Genomic DNA, 15,134 nt, shown 5'->3' with positions numbered 1-15,134 from the left:
GGGCTTCTCCCTCAGGTCGAGAGGAGACCGCCGGACCTTCACCACCGCACTGGCTCGCAGAGCCGCCGCGGACCGGCCTGCCCGGCCGCGCCGCGTACCACCCCTCATCCGGGTCCGTGACGCGGGCCGGGCTCAGCACCGGTGGGTTGACCTCCCGTCAGCCCACCGGTGCAGCCTGGGTGCCTAGTCCTCGCGCAGGGCGCGGACGGCCTCCTCGACGCGCTTGCCGTAGTCGGCGTCGGCGGCGTGGAAGTGGGCGAGGTTCTTCTCGATGACGTCGTCGCGGGAGACCTGCGAGAGGCCACCGGCGATGTTCGCCACCAGCCGCGCCTTTTCGTCCTCGGACATCAGGCGGTAGAGCTCACCGGCCTGGAAGAAGTCGTCGTCCTTGGTGTGGGCCGGAGCCTCGTGCGTGCCGGTGTGGCCGGTGACGGCGAGCGGCGCCGACAGCGGGACGCCGGTCTCGGCGGGGCCGTCGTAGGAGTTCGGCTCGTAGTTCTTGCGGTCGCGGCCGTAGGCGTTGGACGCCATCAGGCCGTCGCGGCCGTAGTTGTCGGCCTTGGTCGCCTTGGGCGCGTTCACCGCGAGCTGGGTGTGGTTGACGCCCAGGCGGTAGCGGTGCGCGTCCGCGTAGGCGAACAGCCGGCCCTGGAGCATCTTGTCGGGGGACGGACCGATGCCGGGCACGAAGTTGTTCGGGGAGAAGGCGGCCTGCTCCACCTCCGCGAACACGTTGTCGGGGTTGCGGTCGAGGACGAGACGGCCCACGCGCTGGAGCGGGTAGTCCTTGTGCGGCCACACCTTGGTGAGGTCGAACGGGTTGAAGCGGTAGTCGGCCGCCTCGGCCGCGGGCATGATCTGCACGTGCAGCGTCCAGGACGGGTTCACGCCCCGCTCGATGGCCTGGAGCAGGTCCGTCTGGTGCGAGTTGGCGTCCTTGCCCGCGAGCTCGGCGCCCTGCTCGGCGGAGAGGCTGCGGACACCCTGGTTCGTCTTGAAGTGGTACTTGACGAAGAAGGCCTCGCCCTGCGAGTTCGTCCACTGGTAGGTGTGCGAGCCGTAGCCGTTCATGTGACGGTAGGAGGCGGGGATGCCGCGGTCGCCCATGAGCCAGGTCACCTGGTGCGTGGCCTCGGGGGAGTGCGCCCAGAAGTCCCAGACGTTGTCCGGCTCCTGCTTGCCCGTGAAGGGGTCGCGCTTCTGGGAGTGGATGAAGTCGGGGAACTTGATCGGGTCCTTGATGAAGAACACCGGGGTGTTGTTGCCGACGAGGTCGTAGTTGCCCTCTTCGGTGTAGAACTTCACCGCGAAGCCGCGCGGGTCGCGGACCGCGTCCGCGCCGCCGAGGCTGTCGGCCACGGTGGAGAAGCGCAGGAAGACCTCGGTGCGCTTGCCGATCTCGCTGAGGAAGTCGGCGTGGGTGAAGCCGGTGACGTCGTCGGTCACCTCGAAGTAGCCGTACGCGCCGGAGCCGCGGGCGTGCACGACACGCTCCGGGATGCGCTCACGGTTGAAGCGGGCCAGCTTCTCCAGGAGGTGCTGGTCCTGGAGCAGGATCGGGCCACCAATGCCGGCGGTGGCGGAGTTCTGGTTGTCGGCGACGGGGGCGCCGGACTCGGTCGTGAGCACACGCTTCGACATGGTGGCGAGGTTGACCTTCCGTACGGAACTGCTTCGACTGGTGACGGTGTTCGGGAGCGTATGAAGCCCTGAGCAGCTACGTCAACAGTTTGTTGAAGTTTTTGGGTGGGCGTTGGGAGAGCGAGGGGTTCCGGGCCGCGGCGGCGCCTGGGCGCGACAGGACAGGTGTCAGCGCCACCGCGGCCCGGAAGTCAGAGGGAGCTCCCCGGCGTGGTGCCGGAGGGAGCTCTCCGGCGTGGTGCCTAGAGCTCGGCGCCCGACAGGCGCTCGACGGAGCGCAGCAGGGCGGAGTGGTCCAGGCCGCCGTCGCCCTGGGCGCGCAGCGAGGCGACGAGCTGGGCGACGACCCCGCCGACCGGCAGCGCGGCGCCCACGTTGCGGGCGGCGTCGGTGACGATGCCCATGTCCTTGTGGTGCAGGTCGATCCGGAAGCCGGGCTTGAAGTCCCGGTTCAGGAAGTTGTCCTTCTTGCGGGTCAGGACGGTCGAGCCCGCGAGGCCGCCGTTCAGGACGTCGAGGGCGGCCTTCAGGTCCACGCCGGACTTCTCCAGGAAGACCACGGCCTCGGCGCACGCCTGGATGTTGACGGCGACGATGAGCTGGTTGGCGGCCTTGACGGTCTGGCCCGAGCCGTGCGGACCGCACAGCACGATGGTCTTGCCCAGCGCGTCGAGCAGCGGCCTGGCCTCGTCGAAGTCGGCCTGCTCACCGCCGACCATGATGGACAGGACGGCCTCGATGGCGCCCGCCTCGCCGCCGGAGACCGGGGCGTCCAGGACGCGCAGGCCCTTGTCCTTGGCGGCCTTGGCCAGGTCCACGGAGGTCTGCGGGGTGATCGAGGACATGTCGACGATCAGCGCGCCGGACCTGGCGTTCTCCAGGATGCCGTCAGGACCGTACGCGATGGCCTCGACCTGCGGCGAGGCGGGCACCATCGTGACGATCACGTCGGCGTCCCGGACCGCCTCGGCGATGGACTTCGCGGCGGTGCCGCCGGCGGCGGCGAGCCGGTCCAGCTTGTCCTGCTCCAGGGTGTAACCGGTGACGGAGTAACCCGCCTTGATCAGGTTCTCGGACATGGGCGAGCCCATGATGCCGAGTCCGATCCATGCGACCTTGGGGAGGTTGCTCATGAGGGTGATGCCTTTCTGACTGCTGTTCCTGCGTCGAGGGCTGAGACGCGGGGTGAACGGGTGGTCGGGTGGGAGAACATCGCCGCGAAGCGGCGTTCAGTTCCCCGCCGGCAGCCAGCCGAAGGCGTCCCCGCTCGGCCGGTCGCCCGCCTTGTACTCCAGGCCGACCCACCCCTCGTAACCCGCCGCGCGGAGCTGGTCGAGCAGGGCCTCCAGCGGCAGCGACCCGGTGCCCGGCGCGCCCCGCCCGGGGTTGTCGGCGATCTGCACGTGCCCGGTCTTGGCGGCGTACCGCTCGATGACCGAGGGCAGGTCCTCGCCGTTCATGGACAGGTGGTAGAGGTCCATGAGGAACTTCGCGTTGCCGAGTCCGGTCGCCGCGTTCACCTTGTCCACGATCTCGATCGCCTTGGGGGCGCTCACGATGGGGCACTTGGGCGACTCGGGCGCGTTGAGCGCCTCGATCAGCAGGATCGCGCCGATCCGGTCGGCCTCGCGGGCGGCGAGCACCAGGTTCTCCAGGGCGAGCTCGTCCTGGACGGCCGGGTCCACGCCGTCGACACGGTTGCCGTACAGGGCGTTGAGCGCCTTGCAGCCGAGGGACTGCGCGAAGTCGGCGGCCACCGAGAGGTTGGCGCGGAACTTCTCGCTCTCCTCACCGGGGACCGACAGGGCGCCGCGGTCGGGGCCCGGGAGCTGGCCGGCGTAGAAGTTCAGGCCCACGAGCTGGACGCCCGCGTCCTCGATCGCCCGCTTGAGGGCGTCGAGCTCGGACTGCTCGGGGGTGGGGGCGTCGACCCAGGGCCACCACAGCTCGACCGCGCCGAAGCCCGCCTTCGCGGCGGCCGCGGGGCGCTCCAGGAGCGGGAGCTCGGTGAAGAGGATCGACAGGTTCACATTGAAGCGCTGGTCGGAGTATCCCATGGGGCTTCCGCGCTCCTTCCGTATTGCGGAAGTTCATTTCTGCTTGATGGAAGAGTGCCTGCGATTCGCGGACGCTGTCAAGAGGGCCCTGCCGAAAATCCGGTCGTCGGCAGTAGGTTGGCGGCGTGCGATTGAGAGTGGAGTTCACGACCGAACCCTTCGATCTCGACGAGGCCCCGCAGCATGCGCTGGTGGCCCGTGACGTGATCCAGGGCGCCCCGCTGGACACGGTCGACGTGGGCCCGTTCGGCAATACCGCCGAGGGCGACGTCGACGCGGTCCTGACCGCCGTCGACGCGATGCTGCGCCAGTCCCTCGGGGCGGGCGCCACCCGCGTCTCGCTCCAGGTCAACGTGATCGGCGAGCCGGGGGAACCGCGCGAGCCCGGGGAGGCGGATAAGTGACCGGTTTCGGGGACGACCCGTTCGTCACCGCGGTGAAGCCGCTGGTGGACGCCATGGGCGGCGTGATGATGCCGCCGGACCAGGCGGGGACCGACGACGTGGTCCTGGCCTGGGAGGGCGAGGACGTGGTGGCCGTACGGCTGCCGCAGCTCGCCGACTCCCTGGATCACATCCTGCTCGCCCTGGAGCGCAAGCGGGGCAGGCCGCTCGCCGAGCTCGACCGCAAGGCGAAACAGGAGGTCGTGCGCATACTGGAGGCGCGCGGCGCGTTCGCCGTACGGCACGGCGTCGAGACGGTCGCGGGCGCCCTCGGCGTCTCCCGCTTCACCGTCTACAACTACCTGAACAGGGAGAACGCCGCGAAGGGCGAATGATCCGCGTCCGTCCCCCGCCGCGCGGTGACGCTGCGCGGCCGAGCCGTCACCCGATTCGTCGGGTGGCGGTTTCTTTGTTCAAGTTCTTTCAACAAACTGTTGACGTCGTGTTCTCCAAGGTCTTAGCTGTTCCGCAGCCCGTCCAGCACAAGGCCACGGAGGCTCCCGTGACTTCGAGTACGACGCCGGGTCTCACCCGGTTCAACGCCTTGCCGGAGGCCGCGGCCACCGCCGCGCTCCACGAGGCCTGTGCCTCTTCGGCCTGGGGGAGCAGGCTGCTCGCCCAGCGCCCCTACGCCACCGTCGACGCCCTCTTCGCCGCGAGCGACGCCGCCATGGCGGAGCTCACCGCGGACGATCTCGCCGAGGCGATGGCGGGGCACCCGCCGATCGGCCGCCCGAAGCCGGGGGACCCGACCTCGTCCCGTGAACAGCGGGGCATGGCCGGCGCCTCCGAGGAGCTCAAGGCCGAGATGCTCGAACTGAACCTGGCCTACCAGGAGAAGTTCGGCCATGTCTTCCTGATCTGCGCCACCGGCCGCACCGGTGAGCAGATGCGGGACGCGGTCAAGGAACGGATCGGCAACTCGCCCGAACAGGAGCGGGAGACCGTCCGCACCGAACTGGGCAAGATCAACCGCATCCGGCTGACCCGGCTCGTCGAGAACGCAGAGGAACACACCGCATGAGTACGGAAACCACCGCCTCGGTGTCCACGCACATCCTGGACACCAGCGTCGGACGCCCCGCGGAGGGCGTCGCCATCTCCCTGTCGGCCCGCAGCGGCTCGCACGAGGAGTGGAAGGCGCTCGGCGGCAGCGCGACCGACGCGGACGGACGCTGCAAGGACCTCCCGGCCCTGCCGGAGGGGACCACCCACGTACGGCTCGACTTCGAGACCGAGGCGTACTTCCTGAGCAAGCAGAACAAGCAGAACAAGCAAGCCGAGGCGCAGCAGGACGCCCCCGCGAATCGGGACAGCGGTGCGACCGGAGCGTTCTTCCCGGAGGTGGCGATCACGTTCGCCGTCACGCCGGGCGAGCACTACCACGTACCGCTGCTGCTCAACCCGTTCGGCTACTCCGTTTACCGAGGGAGCTAGCAGACATGCCCACCATTCTGGGACAGAACCAGTACGGCAAGGCTGAGAACCGGGTCGTAAAGATCACGCGGGACGGCGACACCCACCACATCAAGGACCTGAACGTCTCCGTCGCCCTCTCCGGCGACCTGGACGACGTCCACTACAACGGCTCGAACGCCAACTGCCTGCCGACGGACACGACGAAGAACACCTGCTTCGCGTTCGCCAAGGAGTACGGCATAGAGTCCGCCGAGCAGTACGGCATCCACCTCGCCCGGCACTTCGTGGACAGCCAGCCCTCGATCCACCGCGCCCGCATCCGGATCGAGGAGTACTCCTGGGAGCGCATCGGCGGCTCCGACAGCAACTCCAAGTTCATCGGCGCCGACGAGGTCAAGCACTCCTTCGTCCGCAAGGGCCAGGAGACGCGCCTCGCCCAGATCACCTATGACGGCGAGAACTTCGAGGTTCTGACGGGCCTGAAGGACCTGACCGTGATGAACTCCACGAACTCCGAGTTCTGGGGCTACATCAAGGACAAGTACACGACCCTGACCGAGGACTACGACCGTATCCTCGCCACCTCGCTCTCCACCTGGTGGCGGCACAACTGGACCAGCGACGAGCAGCGCATGCCGAGCTGGGAGCGGTCGTACGAGCAGGCCAAGAAGCACATCCTGCACGCCTTCGTGGAGACCTACTCGCTCTCGCTCCAGCAGACGCTGTACCAGATGGGTTCGCGGGTCATCAACAACCGCAGCGAGATCGACGAGATCCGCTTCTCCGCGCCCAACAAGCACCACTTCCGTCAGGACCTCTCGCCCTTCGGCCTCGACAACGAGGCCAAGGACGGAGCGGTCTACTACGCCGCCGACCGTCCCTACGGCCTCATCGAGGCCACCATCCTGCGGGACGGCGTCGAGCCGAAGATCCCGGTCGACATGACCAACCTCTGACGCGGGACGCGCGCCCCCGCTCCGCCGCAGTGGGCGGGGGCGCGCCACACCGGAGGGAACAGCAATGGCACAGCCTGCATCGGGGCCGGCAGAAGGCCCGTGTTCCACCCCACCGGAGCTGACGAAAGGCGCCTCAGCCGACTGTCACCCGGTGGACGAGAAGCTCCACCCCTCGCGGCTCGTCCCCGCCGCACTCCAGCACATCGCCGCCATGTACGCGGGCGTGGTCACCCCTCCGCTCATCATCGGGCAGGCCTGTGGCCTGGACACCGTGGCCCAGACCCGGCTCATAGCCGCCGGACTGCTCATCGCCGGTCTCGCCACCATCCTGCAGACCCTCGGCGTCAAAGGCTTCGCCGGCAACCGCCTGCCGTTCGTGAACGCCGCGTCCTCGGCCGGTATCGCGCCCATCCTCGCGATCGCCGAGACCAACGCCAGGGGTGACCAACTCCCCGCCATCTACGGCGCGGTGATGGTCGCGGGCGTCTTCTGTCTCGTCATCGGACCCTTCTTCGGCAAGCTGCTCCGCTTCTTCCCGCCGCTGGTCACCGGCGTCGTCATCACCCTCATCGGCGTCACGCTGATGCCGGTGCCCGTGAAGTGGGCGCAGGGCGGCGACGACACCGACCCCACCTTCGGCGACATGAAGTACCTCGCGCTCGCCGCCTTCACGCTCGTCGTGATCCTGCTCTTCCAGCGCTTCGGCCGCGGCTTCCTCAAGCAGGTCGCCCTGCTCGCGGGCATGTTCATCGGCACGCTGGCCGCCATCCCCTTCGGCATGGCCGACTTCACCTCCGTACAGACCGCGCCGCTGGCCGCGCTGCCCACGCCGTTCGCCGCCGGTGCGCCCGTCTTCCAGCCCGCCGCGATCCTCTCGCTCTGCATCGTGATGCTGGTCCTGATGACCGAGTCCGCCGCGGGCATGCTCGCCCTCGGCGAGATCTGCGAACGGAAGACCGACGGGAAGACGATCACCCGGGGCCTGCGCACCGACGGCATCGCCACCCTGGTCGGACCGGTCTTCGGCGGCTTCCCGACCTCCGCCTTCGCGCAGAACGTCGGCGTGGTCTCGCTGACCCGCGTGCGCAGCAGGTACGTCGTCGCCGTCGCCGGTGGCGCGCTCATCGTCCTCGGCGCCTTCCCGGTGCTCGGCGCGGTCGTCAACGTGGTCCCCATGCCGGTGCTCGGCGGCGCGGGCATCGTCCTCTTCGGCTCCATCGCGGTCAGCGGCATCCGTACGCTCTCCGAGGCGGGCCTGGACGACAGCTCCAACATCATCCTGGTGGCCGTGTCGCTCGGAGCGGGCATCATCCCGCTCGCCGCGCCCACCTTCTACGCGGAGTTCCCCGCCTGGGCGCAGACCGTGCTCGGCTCCGGCATCAGCGCCGGTGCCCTGGTCGCCGTCTCGCTCAACCTGTTCTTCCACCATCTCGGCACCCGTAGCAGCGCCAGCGCGGCTGCGGCACTCAAATCTTCCTAGGGTCATGCCGTGCCCACATCGCAACGCCACCAGTAGAGAAGGAAGCACCATGGCAGCATCGGCAACCCAGGAAGGCGCCGTCGAGCGCATCGTCATCGAGAACGCCGCGATCGCGACGGTCGACGCCACGGACACCGAGTACGCCTCGGGTCACGTGGTCGTCGCCGGAAACAAGATCGAGTCGATCGGCGCGGGGAAGGCCCCCGAGGGCCTGGCGAACGTGGTGCGCCGCGTCGACGCCACCGGCCATCTGATCACCCCCGGCCTGGTCAACACCCACCACCACTTCTACCAGTGGATCACCCGGGGCCTGGCCACCGACCACAACCTGTTCAACTGGCTGACGGCGCTCTACCCGACCTGGGCGCGCATCGACGAGCAGATGACCTACGCCGCCGCGCAGGGCTCCCTCGCGATGATGGCCCGCGGCGGTGTCACCACCGCCATGGACCACCACTACGTCTTCCCGCAGGGCTCCGGCGACCTCTCCGGCTCGATCATCCGGGCCGCCTCCGAGATGGGCGTCCGCTTCACCCTGGCCCGCGGCTCCATGGACCGCAGCGAGAAGGACGGCGGCCTGCCGCCGGACTTCGCCGTCGAGACCCTTCAGGGCGCGCTCGCCGCGACCGAGGAGACCGTCAAGAAGCACCACGACGCCTCCTTCGACGCGATGACGCAGGTGGCCGTGGCTCCCTGTTCGCCGTTCTCCGTCTCGACCGAACTCATGAAGCAGGGCGCCGAGCTGGCCCGCCGCCTCGGCGTACGGCTGCACACCCACGGCAGCGAGACGGTCGAGGAGGAGAAGTTCTGCCACGAGCTCTTCGGCATGGGCCCGACCGACTACTTCGAGTCCACCGGTTGGCTCGGCGAGGACGTGTGGATGGCGCACTGCGTCCACATGAACGACTCCGACATCGCCCACTTCGCCCGCACGGGCACGGGCGTCGCCCACTGCCCCTCCTCCAACGCGCGTCTCGCCGCAGGCATCGCCCGCGTCCCGGACATGCTGAAGGCGGGCGTCCCGGTCGGCCTCGGCGTCGACGGCACCGCCTCCAACGAGTCGGGCGAACTCCACACCGAACTGCGCAACGCCCTGCTGATCAACCGCCTCGGCGCCCACCGCGAGGCCGCGCTCAACGCCCGCCAGGCCCTGCGCCTCGGCACCTACGGCGGCGCGCAGGTCCTCGGCCGCGCCACGCAGATCGGCTCCCTGGAGGCGGGCAAGCTCGCCGACCTCGTCCTCTGGAAGATCGACGGCATCGGGCACGCCTCGATCGCCGACCCGGTGACCGCCATCGTCTTCGGCGCGGCGGCCCCGGTCACACTCTCCCTCGTCAACGGCCGGCCGGTCGTCGAGAACGGCCGCCTGCTCCACGCCGACGAGGACGCCATCGCCCGCTCCACGCGGGACGAGGCGCAGCGCCTGGCGCGCATCGCCGCCGGCAGCTGACACCTGGAACTCCGGCCGGGGGGGACGGCCCCCGGCCGGACTTGAGCAGCCGAGCGGGCTGCTCAAGTGCCGCCCCGGCAACGTGGCCCAAAGCTTCACGTTGCCGGGGCGGTCAGTACTACCTGGGCGCATTCCCACAACCGAATACCGAGCGTTCCTTGCACCACGCACCACCTCCCAGAAGCGAAAAGTGCCGGTGTCCAGCCGGTACTGGAAAACAACCGGAGGAGCCACAGTGGCCACTCAGCCCAGGTTCACCAAGCAAGGCACTTCCCCGGACGACTCCGACGAGGCGTCCATATCCCCGGCATCCCCGGCATCCCCGGCCGTCCATCCGGTCGACGAGAAACTCCCGCCCCTGAAGATGGCCACCACCGGCCTCCAGCACGTGGCCGCCATGTACGCGGGCGTCGTCGCACCGCCGCTCATCGTCGGCGCGGCGGTCGGCCTCTCCGCGAAGGAACTCACCTTCCTGACCGGCGCCTGCCTCTTCACCGCGGGTCTCGCCACGTTCCTCCAGACCCTCGGCTTCTGGAAGATCGGCGCGCGCCTCCCCTTCGTCAACGGCGTCACGTTCGCCGGTGTCGCCCCCATGCTGGCCGTCGTCGACTCCACCAAGGACAAGGACGACGCGCTGCCGATCATCTTCGGCGCGGTGATCGTCGCCGGTGTGCTCGGCTTCATCGCCGCACCCTTCTTCTCCAAGATGGTCCGGTTCTTCCCGCCGGTCGTCACCGGTACGGTGATCACCCTCATCGGCATCTCGCTGATGCCGGTCGCCTTCGGCTGGGCCCAGGGTCCCGTGCCCGGCGCCGGTGACTACGGCTCGATGAAGAACCTCGGTCTCGCGGGGATCACCCTCGTCATCGTGCTCGTGCTGCGCCGCTTCACGACCGGCTTCGTCAAGCAGATCGCGGTCCTGCTCGGCCTGGTCATCGGCACGCTCATCGCGATCCCCTTCGACGCCACGGACTTCAGCCCGATCGGCGAGGCGGACGTCGTCGGCTTCCCGACGCCCTGGCACTTCGGCGCCCCGCAGTTCGCCGCCGCCGCGATCGTCTCGCTCTGTGTCGTCATGGTCGTCTCGATGACGGAGTCGACGGCCGACATGCTCGCCCTCGGCGAGATCGTGGAGCGTCCCGCCGATGAGAAGACCATCGCCGCGGGTCTGCGCGCGGACTGTCTCGGCTCGGCGGTCAGCCCGCTCTTCAACGGCTTCATGTGCAGCGCGTTCGCCCAGAACATCGGCCTGGTCGCGATGACCAAGATCCGCAGCCGGTACGTGGTGGCCGTCGGCGGCGGCTTCCTCGTCCTGATGGGCCTCTGCCCGATGGCCGCCTCGCTGATCGCGGTCGTGCCGCGCCCGGTGCTCGGCGGCGCGGGCGTGGTGCTGTTCGGCTCGGTCGCGGCGAGCGGCATCCAGACGCTGGTCAAGGCCAACCTGGAGAAGGACAACAACGTCCTGATCGTGGCCGTGTCGCTGGCCGTCGGCCTGATCCCGATCGCGGCGCCGGAGTTCTACCACGCGTTCCCGGAGACCGCGAAGATCATCCTCGACTCGGGCATCTCGACCGGCTGCGTGGCGGCCGTACTCCTGAACCTGGTCTTCAACCACATCGGCAAGGGCCGCGACGCCGACGACGTCACGGCGCCGATGGAGGGCGGCGGGGCCATCGTCGAACAGCGCACCCCTGCCCACGACTCCTCGCCCACGGGGTCTTCCGCTGCCGGGGTGCACTGACGTAACGTCGTGGCGCCGTCGACCGTATGGCGGAAGTTACTTTCCAGTAGGTTTCGTCGGCCGCGTTCCGCGTCTCATGAACTCCCACGGAACGGGGCCGATCTCCGGCGTCACGCAACGGAAGAAGCGCCACCCATGAGTTCTGAAGCGAAGCCCGCCGACGCCGCCGCAGGCGCCGCCACCCCCGAGGTCCACCCGGTCGACGAGATCCTGCCGCCGGGCCGCATGCTCGTCGCCAGCCTCCAGCACGTCGCCTCGATGTACGCGGGCGCGGTCTCCGTGCCGCTGGTCGTGGCCGTCGCGGCGAAGATGTCACCGGGGGACACGGCCGTACTCATGGGCGGCAGCCTCCTGATGGCGGGCATCGCCACCCTGCTCCAGACGCTCGGCATCGGCACCTTCATCGGCTCGAAGCTGCCGTTCGTCAACGGCGTCTCCTTCGCCGGTGTCGGCGTGATGCTGACCATCATCGCCACGCGGGGCGGCGTCGAGGCGGGGATGCCCGTCGTCTTCGGCGCCATCATCGTCTCCAGCCTCTTCGGCCTCGCGGTCAGCTCGTACTTCTCGCGGCTCGTCCGGTTCTTCCCGCCGGTCGTCACCGGCTCCGTCATCACCCTGATCGGCGTCTCGCTGATCCCCGTCGCGTACGACTGGATCGTCGACGACTCGGCGAGCGGCACCCCCGAACCGAAGAGCATCGGACTCGCGGGCGCCACCGTCCTGGTCATGTTGCTGCTCCAACGGTTCACCCGAGGCTTCCTCAAGCAGATCAGCATGCTCTTCGCCATGATCTTCGGAACCCTGCTCGCGATCCCCATGGGCCTCGCCGACTTCTCAAAGCTGGACGGCGCCGCGCCGGTCGGCATCCCCTCGCCGCTGCACTTCGGCGCCCCGGAGTTCAACCTCCCGGCGATCATCTCGATGTGCGTCGTGATGCTGGTGATCCTCACCGAGTCGACCGCTGACATGATCGCCCTCGGCAGGATCGTCGACCGTGACGTCGACGAGAAGACCATCGCGCGCGGCCTGCGCGCCGACGCGCTCGGCTCCGCGCTCAGCCCGCTCTTCAACGCCTTCCACGCCAGCGCGTTCGCCCAGAACATCGGCCTGGTGGTGATCTCCAAGGTGCGCAGCCGGTTCGTGGTCGCGCTCAGCGGCGCCATCCTCGTCCTGATCGGCCTCAGCCCGGCCGCGGCGGCCCTGATCTCGGTCGTCCCCATGCCGGTCCTCGCCGCCGTCAGCCTCTTCCTCTTCGGCTCCATCGCCGTCAGCGGCATCCAGACGTTGCTCCAGGCCGACCTGCACCGGGGCGACAACGCCCTCATCGTGGTCGTCACCCTGGGCGCGGGCCTGGCCCCCGCCCTCTCGGACGGCTTCTACGACGCGTTCCCCGCCTGGGCGCAGATCGTCCTCGGCTCCGGCATCTCCACGGGGTGTCTCCTCGCGGTGACCCTGAACCTCGTCTTCAACCACCTCGGCACCAAGGAGCAGGCGGCCGAGCCCGCCGCGGAGGCCGTCGAGGCCGCGGCGACGCACTGAGCTTCTCAGTCGGGGCCGCCGCCACGCACTGAGCCCCTCAGGGGCGGTCGTGCCAGGCGAACGCCGAGATCCGCCAGCCGTCGGGGGTGCGGACGAACTGGATCGTCTTCATGCCGCCGCCCTCGAACGGCTTGCCCTCCATGACCCCGGCCTTCGCGTACTCGCCGACGCGTGACGCGACGCCGCCGTGGATCTCGGTCCGCGCGGAGACCTCCCACTCGTGGAAACCGGTCACCCGCCCGCCCGGCGCGAGCAGTTCCTCGCGCGGCCCGATGAACTCCTCCACGGTGTACGCGTGGTACTCGGGGGCGGTCACCACGATGACGCCGCCCGGCAGCATCAGCCCGCGGAGCCGGGCGACATCGGCACCCTTCCCGTCACGGTTGTCGAAGGAGCCGAAGAACTCGGTGGTCAGCGCGTCTATCTCAGCCTGGGACATGGCGGGACACTAACACCGCGCCCCGCCCGTACTCACCCCGCTAAGACCCGCAGAGCGCGGCGGAGTTGACGTACCCGCCCTTGTTCTCGTCGTCCGTGGCGAGCAGCGCGGCAGGGGAGTTCCGGGCGCCGGGGGCGCACTCGACCGCCTCTGTCTTGTGGCCCTTGAACTTCTTCAGGACGTCCGGCGACCTGTCGACCGAGAGCCGTACCTTGCCCGAGCGGGCCACGGAGACCCGGCCCGCGTCGGTGACCGCGGAGGTGAAGGGCCCGTCGTCACCGGCGTCCGACGCCGAGCCGATGAGCAGGTGTCCCGCGCCGGTGACCGTGATGTCGGAGGCGTGGCGGACGTCGCCCTTCGGGTAGGGGGCGCGGTAGCGGGCCGTGGTGACCGGGCCGAAGTCGGCCTCGCCGTACTCGTTGAAGGAGAAGGGCGCCGCGCGCAGCTTCGACGGGCGGTCCTCACCCTCCCCGCGGTCGGCCCAGACCGCCGCCAGCCTGCCGTGCCGCGAGGTCAGCGCGAAGCTCTCGTAGTCGTCGCCCTCGGCGATGCCGGGCAGCGGGGAGGTGTCGAGCACCCGGACCCGGGAGCCCTCGGACGTGAGGTGGTAGACGAGGCCGCGGCTGGCGAGGGCGACGTACTCGCCGGAGGCGCCGGGGACCGCCTCGATCGCCTCCAGGTCGATCGGCTCGCTGCCGCCGTCCCAGGTCAGCGGCTTGACGGCGGCGGAACGTCCGGGCCGGTAGGTGAGCGCGGCCACCCGGTTCTGGCCGGGCTTCTTGTTGTCGCGCACGACGAGCGCGTGCGTGCTGCCGTCCGCGCGGACGCCGTCGCCGCCGCCGCTCAGGGCGAGGCCGCTGATGCCGGAGGTGATGTCGTCACCGGCCCGCTGCCAGCCGCCGCCCGCCGCGGGCGCCGGGGCCGTGCCCGCCGTGACGAGGGCGGCGGTGAGGGCGGTGAGTACGGACCTGCGGAGGAACATGGATCTTTCACCTCTGTGCTGATGGACGCGCGTAGACGGGGAGTTGGGGGGCAGTTGGCGGGTSGGGCGGCGGGAAGCAAGAGGTGGTGGCGAGGCGTACGGGAACGCGCGGGGCGCCAGAGGCACCCCGCGCGCGGTCCGGCCCGGTTCCGGCCGGTCAGTCCTTGCGGTACTCCGGCCGGTCAGCCGATGCGGTACGAGTCCCCGTACACCTTCCACTCCAATGGAGTGTTCAGGTTGAGGTTCCGCTTCTGCAGGAACACCCGCTGGGCGGTGTCCACCCGGCTGGTGTCCTCGTGGGCCTCCTCCTGCTTCATCGCCCAGACGCGCGCGTCGAGGAAGGCGTTCAGGTACGCCACCTCGTCGCCGCCCTGGGCCGGCGGCTTGGCCGAACGCAGCGCGCGCTTGCGGATGTTGCGGAAGCTGGTGGAGTCGCCGCCGTCGCCGTGCATGACGATGGCGTCGTAGTAGCAGAACTGGCCGAGCACGCCGATGCCGTCCGACTTGCCCTGCCCGACGGCCGGGTTGAAGTAGACCCGGTCGCGCTCGTCGTTCTGCGCCTGCTGGAACGCCGTGTCCTGGGCGGCCCGCTCCCAGTCGCGCGTGAAGTTGGGGTCGAGCCCGTCGTGCGAGTCGGTGCCGTCGACCCTGCGCAGCGCGGGCAGGTACTTGGCGAGGACGTTGCCGGGCTTGCGCTGGGTGTACAGCTCGACGAGGTCGAGCATGTCGCCGGTGCCGGAACAGAAGCCGATGATGCCCGCGGTGTAGCCGCGGCCGTCGTCGATGTCCTCGCAGTAGCGGTAGTACTTCTTCCAGTCGAGGCTGGAGTTCTCGGCGCCCCCCTGGCGATCTCCTTCTTCGCCGGGTCGTCGAGCCCGCCCGCCCTGGCCGAGGCCTGACCGGCGGACGCCGCCTGCGCGGCGACGAGCGGCCCCGCGACGGCGGCGGCGCCGATGAAGGTGAGCAGGGTGCGGCGGGATGTGAGCG

The 15,134-nt window shown here is 69.6% G+C and carries 14 protein-coding genes and 1 pseudogene; 9 read left to right on the top strand and 6 right to left on the bottom strand.

Going from position 1 to position 15,134, the window contains the following annotated elements; all coding sequences use genetic code 11:
- Positions 1 to 183 precede the first annotated feature (183 nt).
- The 3 genes from AB8Z36_RS10600 to AB8Z36_RS10590 form a co-directional block, all read right to left on the bottom strand.
- Positions 184 to 1,641, bottom strand: a complete 1,458-nt coding sequence (locus AB8Z36_RS10600; protein ID WP_369212978.1) for a catalase — start codon at positions 1,639 to 1,641, stop codon at positions 184 to 186.
- Between the two features lie 242 nt (positions 1,642 to 1,883).
- Positions 1,884 to 2,774 carry a 2-hydroxy-3-oxopropionate reductase gene (locus AB8Z36_RS10595; RefSeq protein ID WP_369212977.1) on the bottom strand — a complete coding sequence of 297 codons (891 nt, stop codon included), beginning with the start codon at positions 2,772 to 2,774 and terminating at the stop codon, positions 1,884 to 1,886.
- Positions 2,775 to 2,870: 96 nt separating this feature from the next.
- Positions 2,871 to 3,698 (bottom strand): TIM barrel protein, encoded by an 828-nt coding sequence (locus tag AB8Z36_RS10590; RefSeq protein ID WP_369212976.1) that lies wholly within the window; start codon positions 3,696 to 3,698, stop codon positions 2,871 to 2,873.
- A 125-nt stretch (positions 3,699 to 3,823) separates the two neighbouring features.
- On the opposite strand from AB8Z36_RS10590, the gene AB8Z36_RS10585 reads away from it, so the two are divergent.
- From AB8Z36_RS10585 to AB8Z36_RS10545, 9 genes are all read left to right on the top strand, one after another.
- Entirely contained in the window at positions 3,824 to 4,102 is a 279-nt protein-coding gene (locus AB8Z36_RS10585) for a hypothetical protein (RefSeq protein ID WP_369212975.1), read from the top strand.
- On the top strand, positions 4,099 to 4,476 hold the full coding sequence (locus tag AB8Z36_RS10580) for a helix-turn-helix domain-containing protein (protein ID WP_369212974.1): 378 nt from the start codon (positions 4,099 to 4,101) through the stop codon (positions 4,474 to 4,476). The genes AB8Z36_RS10585 and AB8Z36_RS10580 overlap by 4 nt, the downstream gene beginning before the upstream one ends.
- Before the next feature lie 167 nt (positions 4,477 to 4,643).
- Complete coding sequence (uraD, locus tag AB8Z36_RS10575) at positions 4,644 to 5,165, top strand: 2-oxo-4-hydroxy-4-carboxy-5-ureidoimidazoline decarboxylase (protein ID WP_369212973.1); 522 nt, start codon at positions 4,644 to 4,646, stop codon at positions 5,163 to 5,165.
- Entirely contained in the window at positions 5,162 to 5,578 is a 417-nt protein-coding gene (gene uraH, locus AB8Z36_RS10570; RefSeq protein ID WP_369212972.1) for a hydroxyisourate hydrolase, read from the top strand. The genes uraD and uraH overlap by 4 nt, the downstream gene beginning before the upstream one ends.
- 5 nt (positions 5,579 to 5,583) lie before the next feature.
- Complete coding sequence (gene pucL, locus AB8Z36_RS10565; RefSeq protein WP_369212971.1) at positions 5,584 to 6,516, top strand: factor-independent urate hydroxylase; 933 nt, start codon at positions 5,584 to 5,586, stop codon at positions 6,514 to 6,516.
- Between the two features lie 64 nt (positions 6,517 to 6,580).
- Positions 6,581 to 7,996, top strand: a complete 1,416-nt coding sequence (locus AB8Z36_RS10560) for a nucleobase:cation symporter-2 family protein (protein WP_369212970.1) — start codon at positions 6,581 to 6,583, stop codon at positions 7,994 to 7,996.
- 49 nt (positions 7,997 to 8,045) lie between these two features.
- Entirely contained in the window at positions 8,046 to 9,446 is a 1,401-nt protein-coding gene (locus AB8Z36_RS10555) for an 8-oxoguanine deaminase (RefSeq protein ID WP_369212969.1), read from the top strand.
- Between the two features lie 364 nt (positions 9,447 to 9,810).
- Positions 9,811 to 11,187 (top strand): nucleobase:cation symporter-2 family protein, encoded by a 1,377-nt coding sequence (locus AB8Z36_RS10550; RefSeq protein ID WP_369212979.1) that lies wholly within the window; start codon positions 9,811 to 9,813, stop codon positions 11,185 to 11,187.
- 135 nt (positions 11,188 to 11,322) lie between these two features.
- Complete coding sequence (locus tag AB8Z36_RS10545) at positions 11,323 to 12,726, top strand: nucleobase:cation symporter-2 family protein (RefSeq protein WP_369212968.1); 1,404 nt, start codon at positions 11,323 to 11,325, stop codon at positions 12,724 to 12,726.
- 37 nt (positions 12,727 to 12,763) lie between these two features.
- Here the strand turns inward: AB8Z36_RS10545 and AB8Z36_RS10540 are convergent, their stop codons facing one another.
- The 3 genes and pseudogenes from AB8Z36_RS10540 to AB8Z36_RS10530 all read right to left on the bottom strand — a co-directional run.
- Positions 12,764 to 13,165: a DUF4440 domain-containing protein gene (locus AB8Z36_RS10540; RefSeq protein WP_369212967.1), complete on the bottom strand. Its 402-nt coding sequence runs from the start codon at positions 13,163 to 13,165 to the stop codon at positions 12,764 to 12,766.
- Between the two features lie 40 nt (positions 13,166 to 13,205).
- The gene (locus AB8Z36_RS10535) at positions 13,206 to 14,147 is read right to left on the bottom strand and encodes a hypothetical protein (RefSeq protein WP_369212966.1); all 942 of its coding nucleotides are present in this window, start codon (positions 14,145 to 14,147) and stop codon (positions 13,206 to 13,208) included.
- Positions 14,148 to 14,329: 182 nt separating this feature from the next.
- A pseudogene (locus tag AB8Z36_RS10530) lies at positions 14,330 to 15,134 on the bottom strand (chitosanase); the annotation flags it as partial.

This window comes from Streptomyces flavofungini, assembly GCF_041028215.1.
In the GTDB taxonomy this organism is placed as follows: Bacteria; Actinomycetota; Actinomycetes; order Streptomycetales; family Streptomycetaceae; genus Streptomyces; species Streptomyces flavofungini_B.
The sequence above is the reverse complement of the archived record's forward strand: the minus strand, read 5'-3'. Positions and strand labels throughout refer to the sequence as shown.

What these genes read in the sequence shown, in the direction of transcription:
- AB8Z36_RS10550 (WP_369212979.1), top strand. Translation starts at nt 9,811, where the DNA reads ATGGCCACCACCGGCCTCCAGCACGTGGCCGCCATGTACGCGGGCGTC.
- AB8Z36_RS10600 (WP_369212978.1), bottom strand. Translation starts at nt 1,641, where the DNA reads ATGTCGAAGCGTGTGCTCACGACCGAGTCCGGCGCCCCCGTCGCCGAC.
- AB8Z36_RS10560 (WP_369212970.1), top strand. Translation starts at nt 6,581, where the DNA reads ATGGCACAGCCTGCATCGGGGCCGGCAGAAGGCCCGTGTTCCACCCCA.
- uraH (WP_369212972.1), top strand. Translation starts at nt 5,162, where the DNA reads ATGAGTACGGAAACCACCGCCTCGGTGTCCACGCACATCCTGGACACC.
- AB8Z36_RS10535 (WP_369212966.1), bottom strand. Translation starts at nt 14,147, where the DNA reads ATGTTCCTCCGCAGGTCCGTACTCACCGCCCTCACCGCCGCCCTCGTC.
- AB8Z36_RS10595 (WP_369212977.1), bottom strand. Translation starts at nt 2,774, where the DNA reads ATGAGCAACCTCCCCAAGGTCGCATGGATCGGACTCGGCATCATGGGC.
- AB8Z36_RS10540 (WP_369212967.1), bottom strand. Translation starts at nt 13,165, where the DNA reads ATGTCCCAGGCTGAGATAGACGCGCTGACCACCGAGTTCTTCGGCTCC.
- AB8Z36_RS10590 (WP_369212976.1), bottom strand. Translation starts at nt 3,698, where the DNA reads ATGGGATACTCCGACCAGCGCTTCAATGTGAACCTGTCGATCCTCTTC.
- pucL (WP_369212971.1), top strand. Translation starts at nt 5,584, where the DNA reads ATGCCCACCATTCTGGGACAGAACCAGTACGGCAAGGCTGAGAACCGG.
- AB8Z36_RS10555 (WP_369212969.1), top strand. Translation starts at nt 8,046, where the DNA reads ATGGCAGCATCGGCAACCCAGGAAGGCGCCGTCGAGCGCATCGTCATC.
- AB8Z36_RS10545 (WP_369212968.1), top strand. Translation starts at nt 11,323, where the DNA reads ATGAGTTCTGAAGCGAAGCCCGCCGACGCCGCCGCAGGCGCCGCCACC.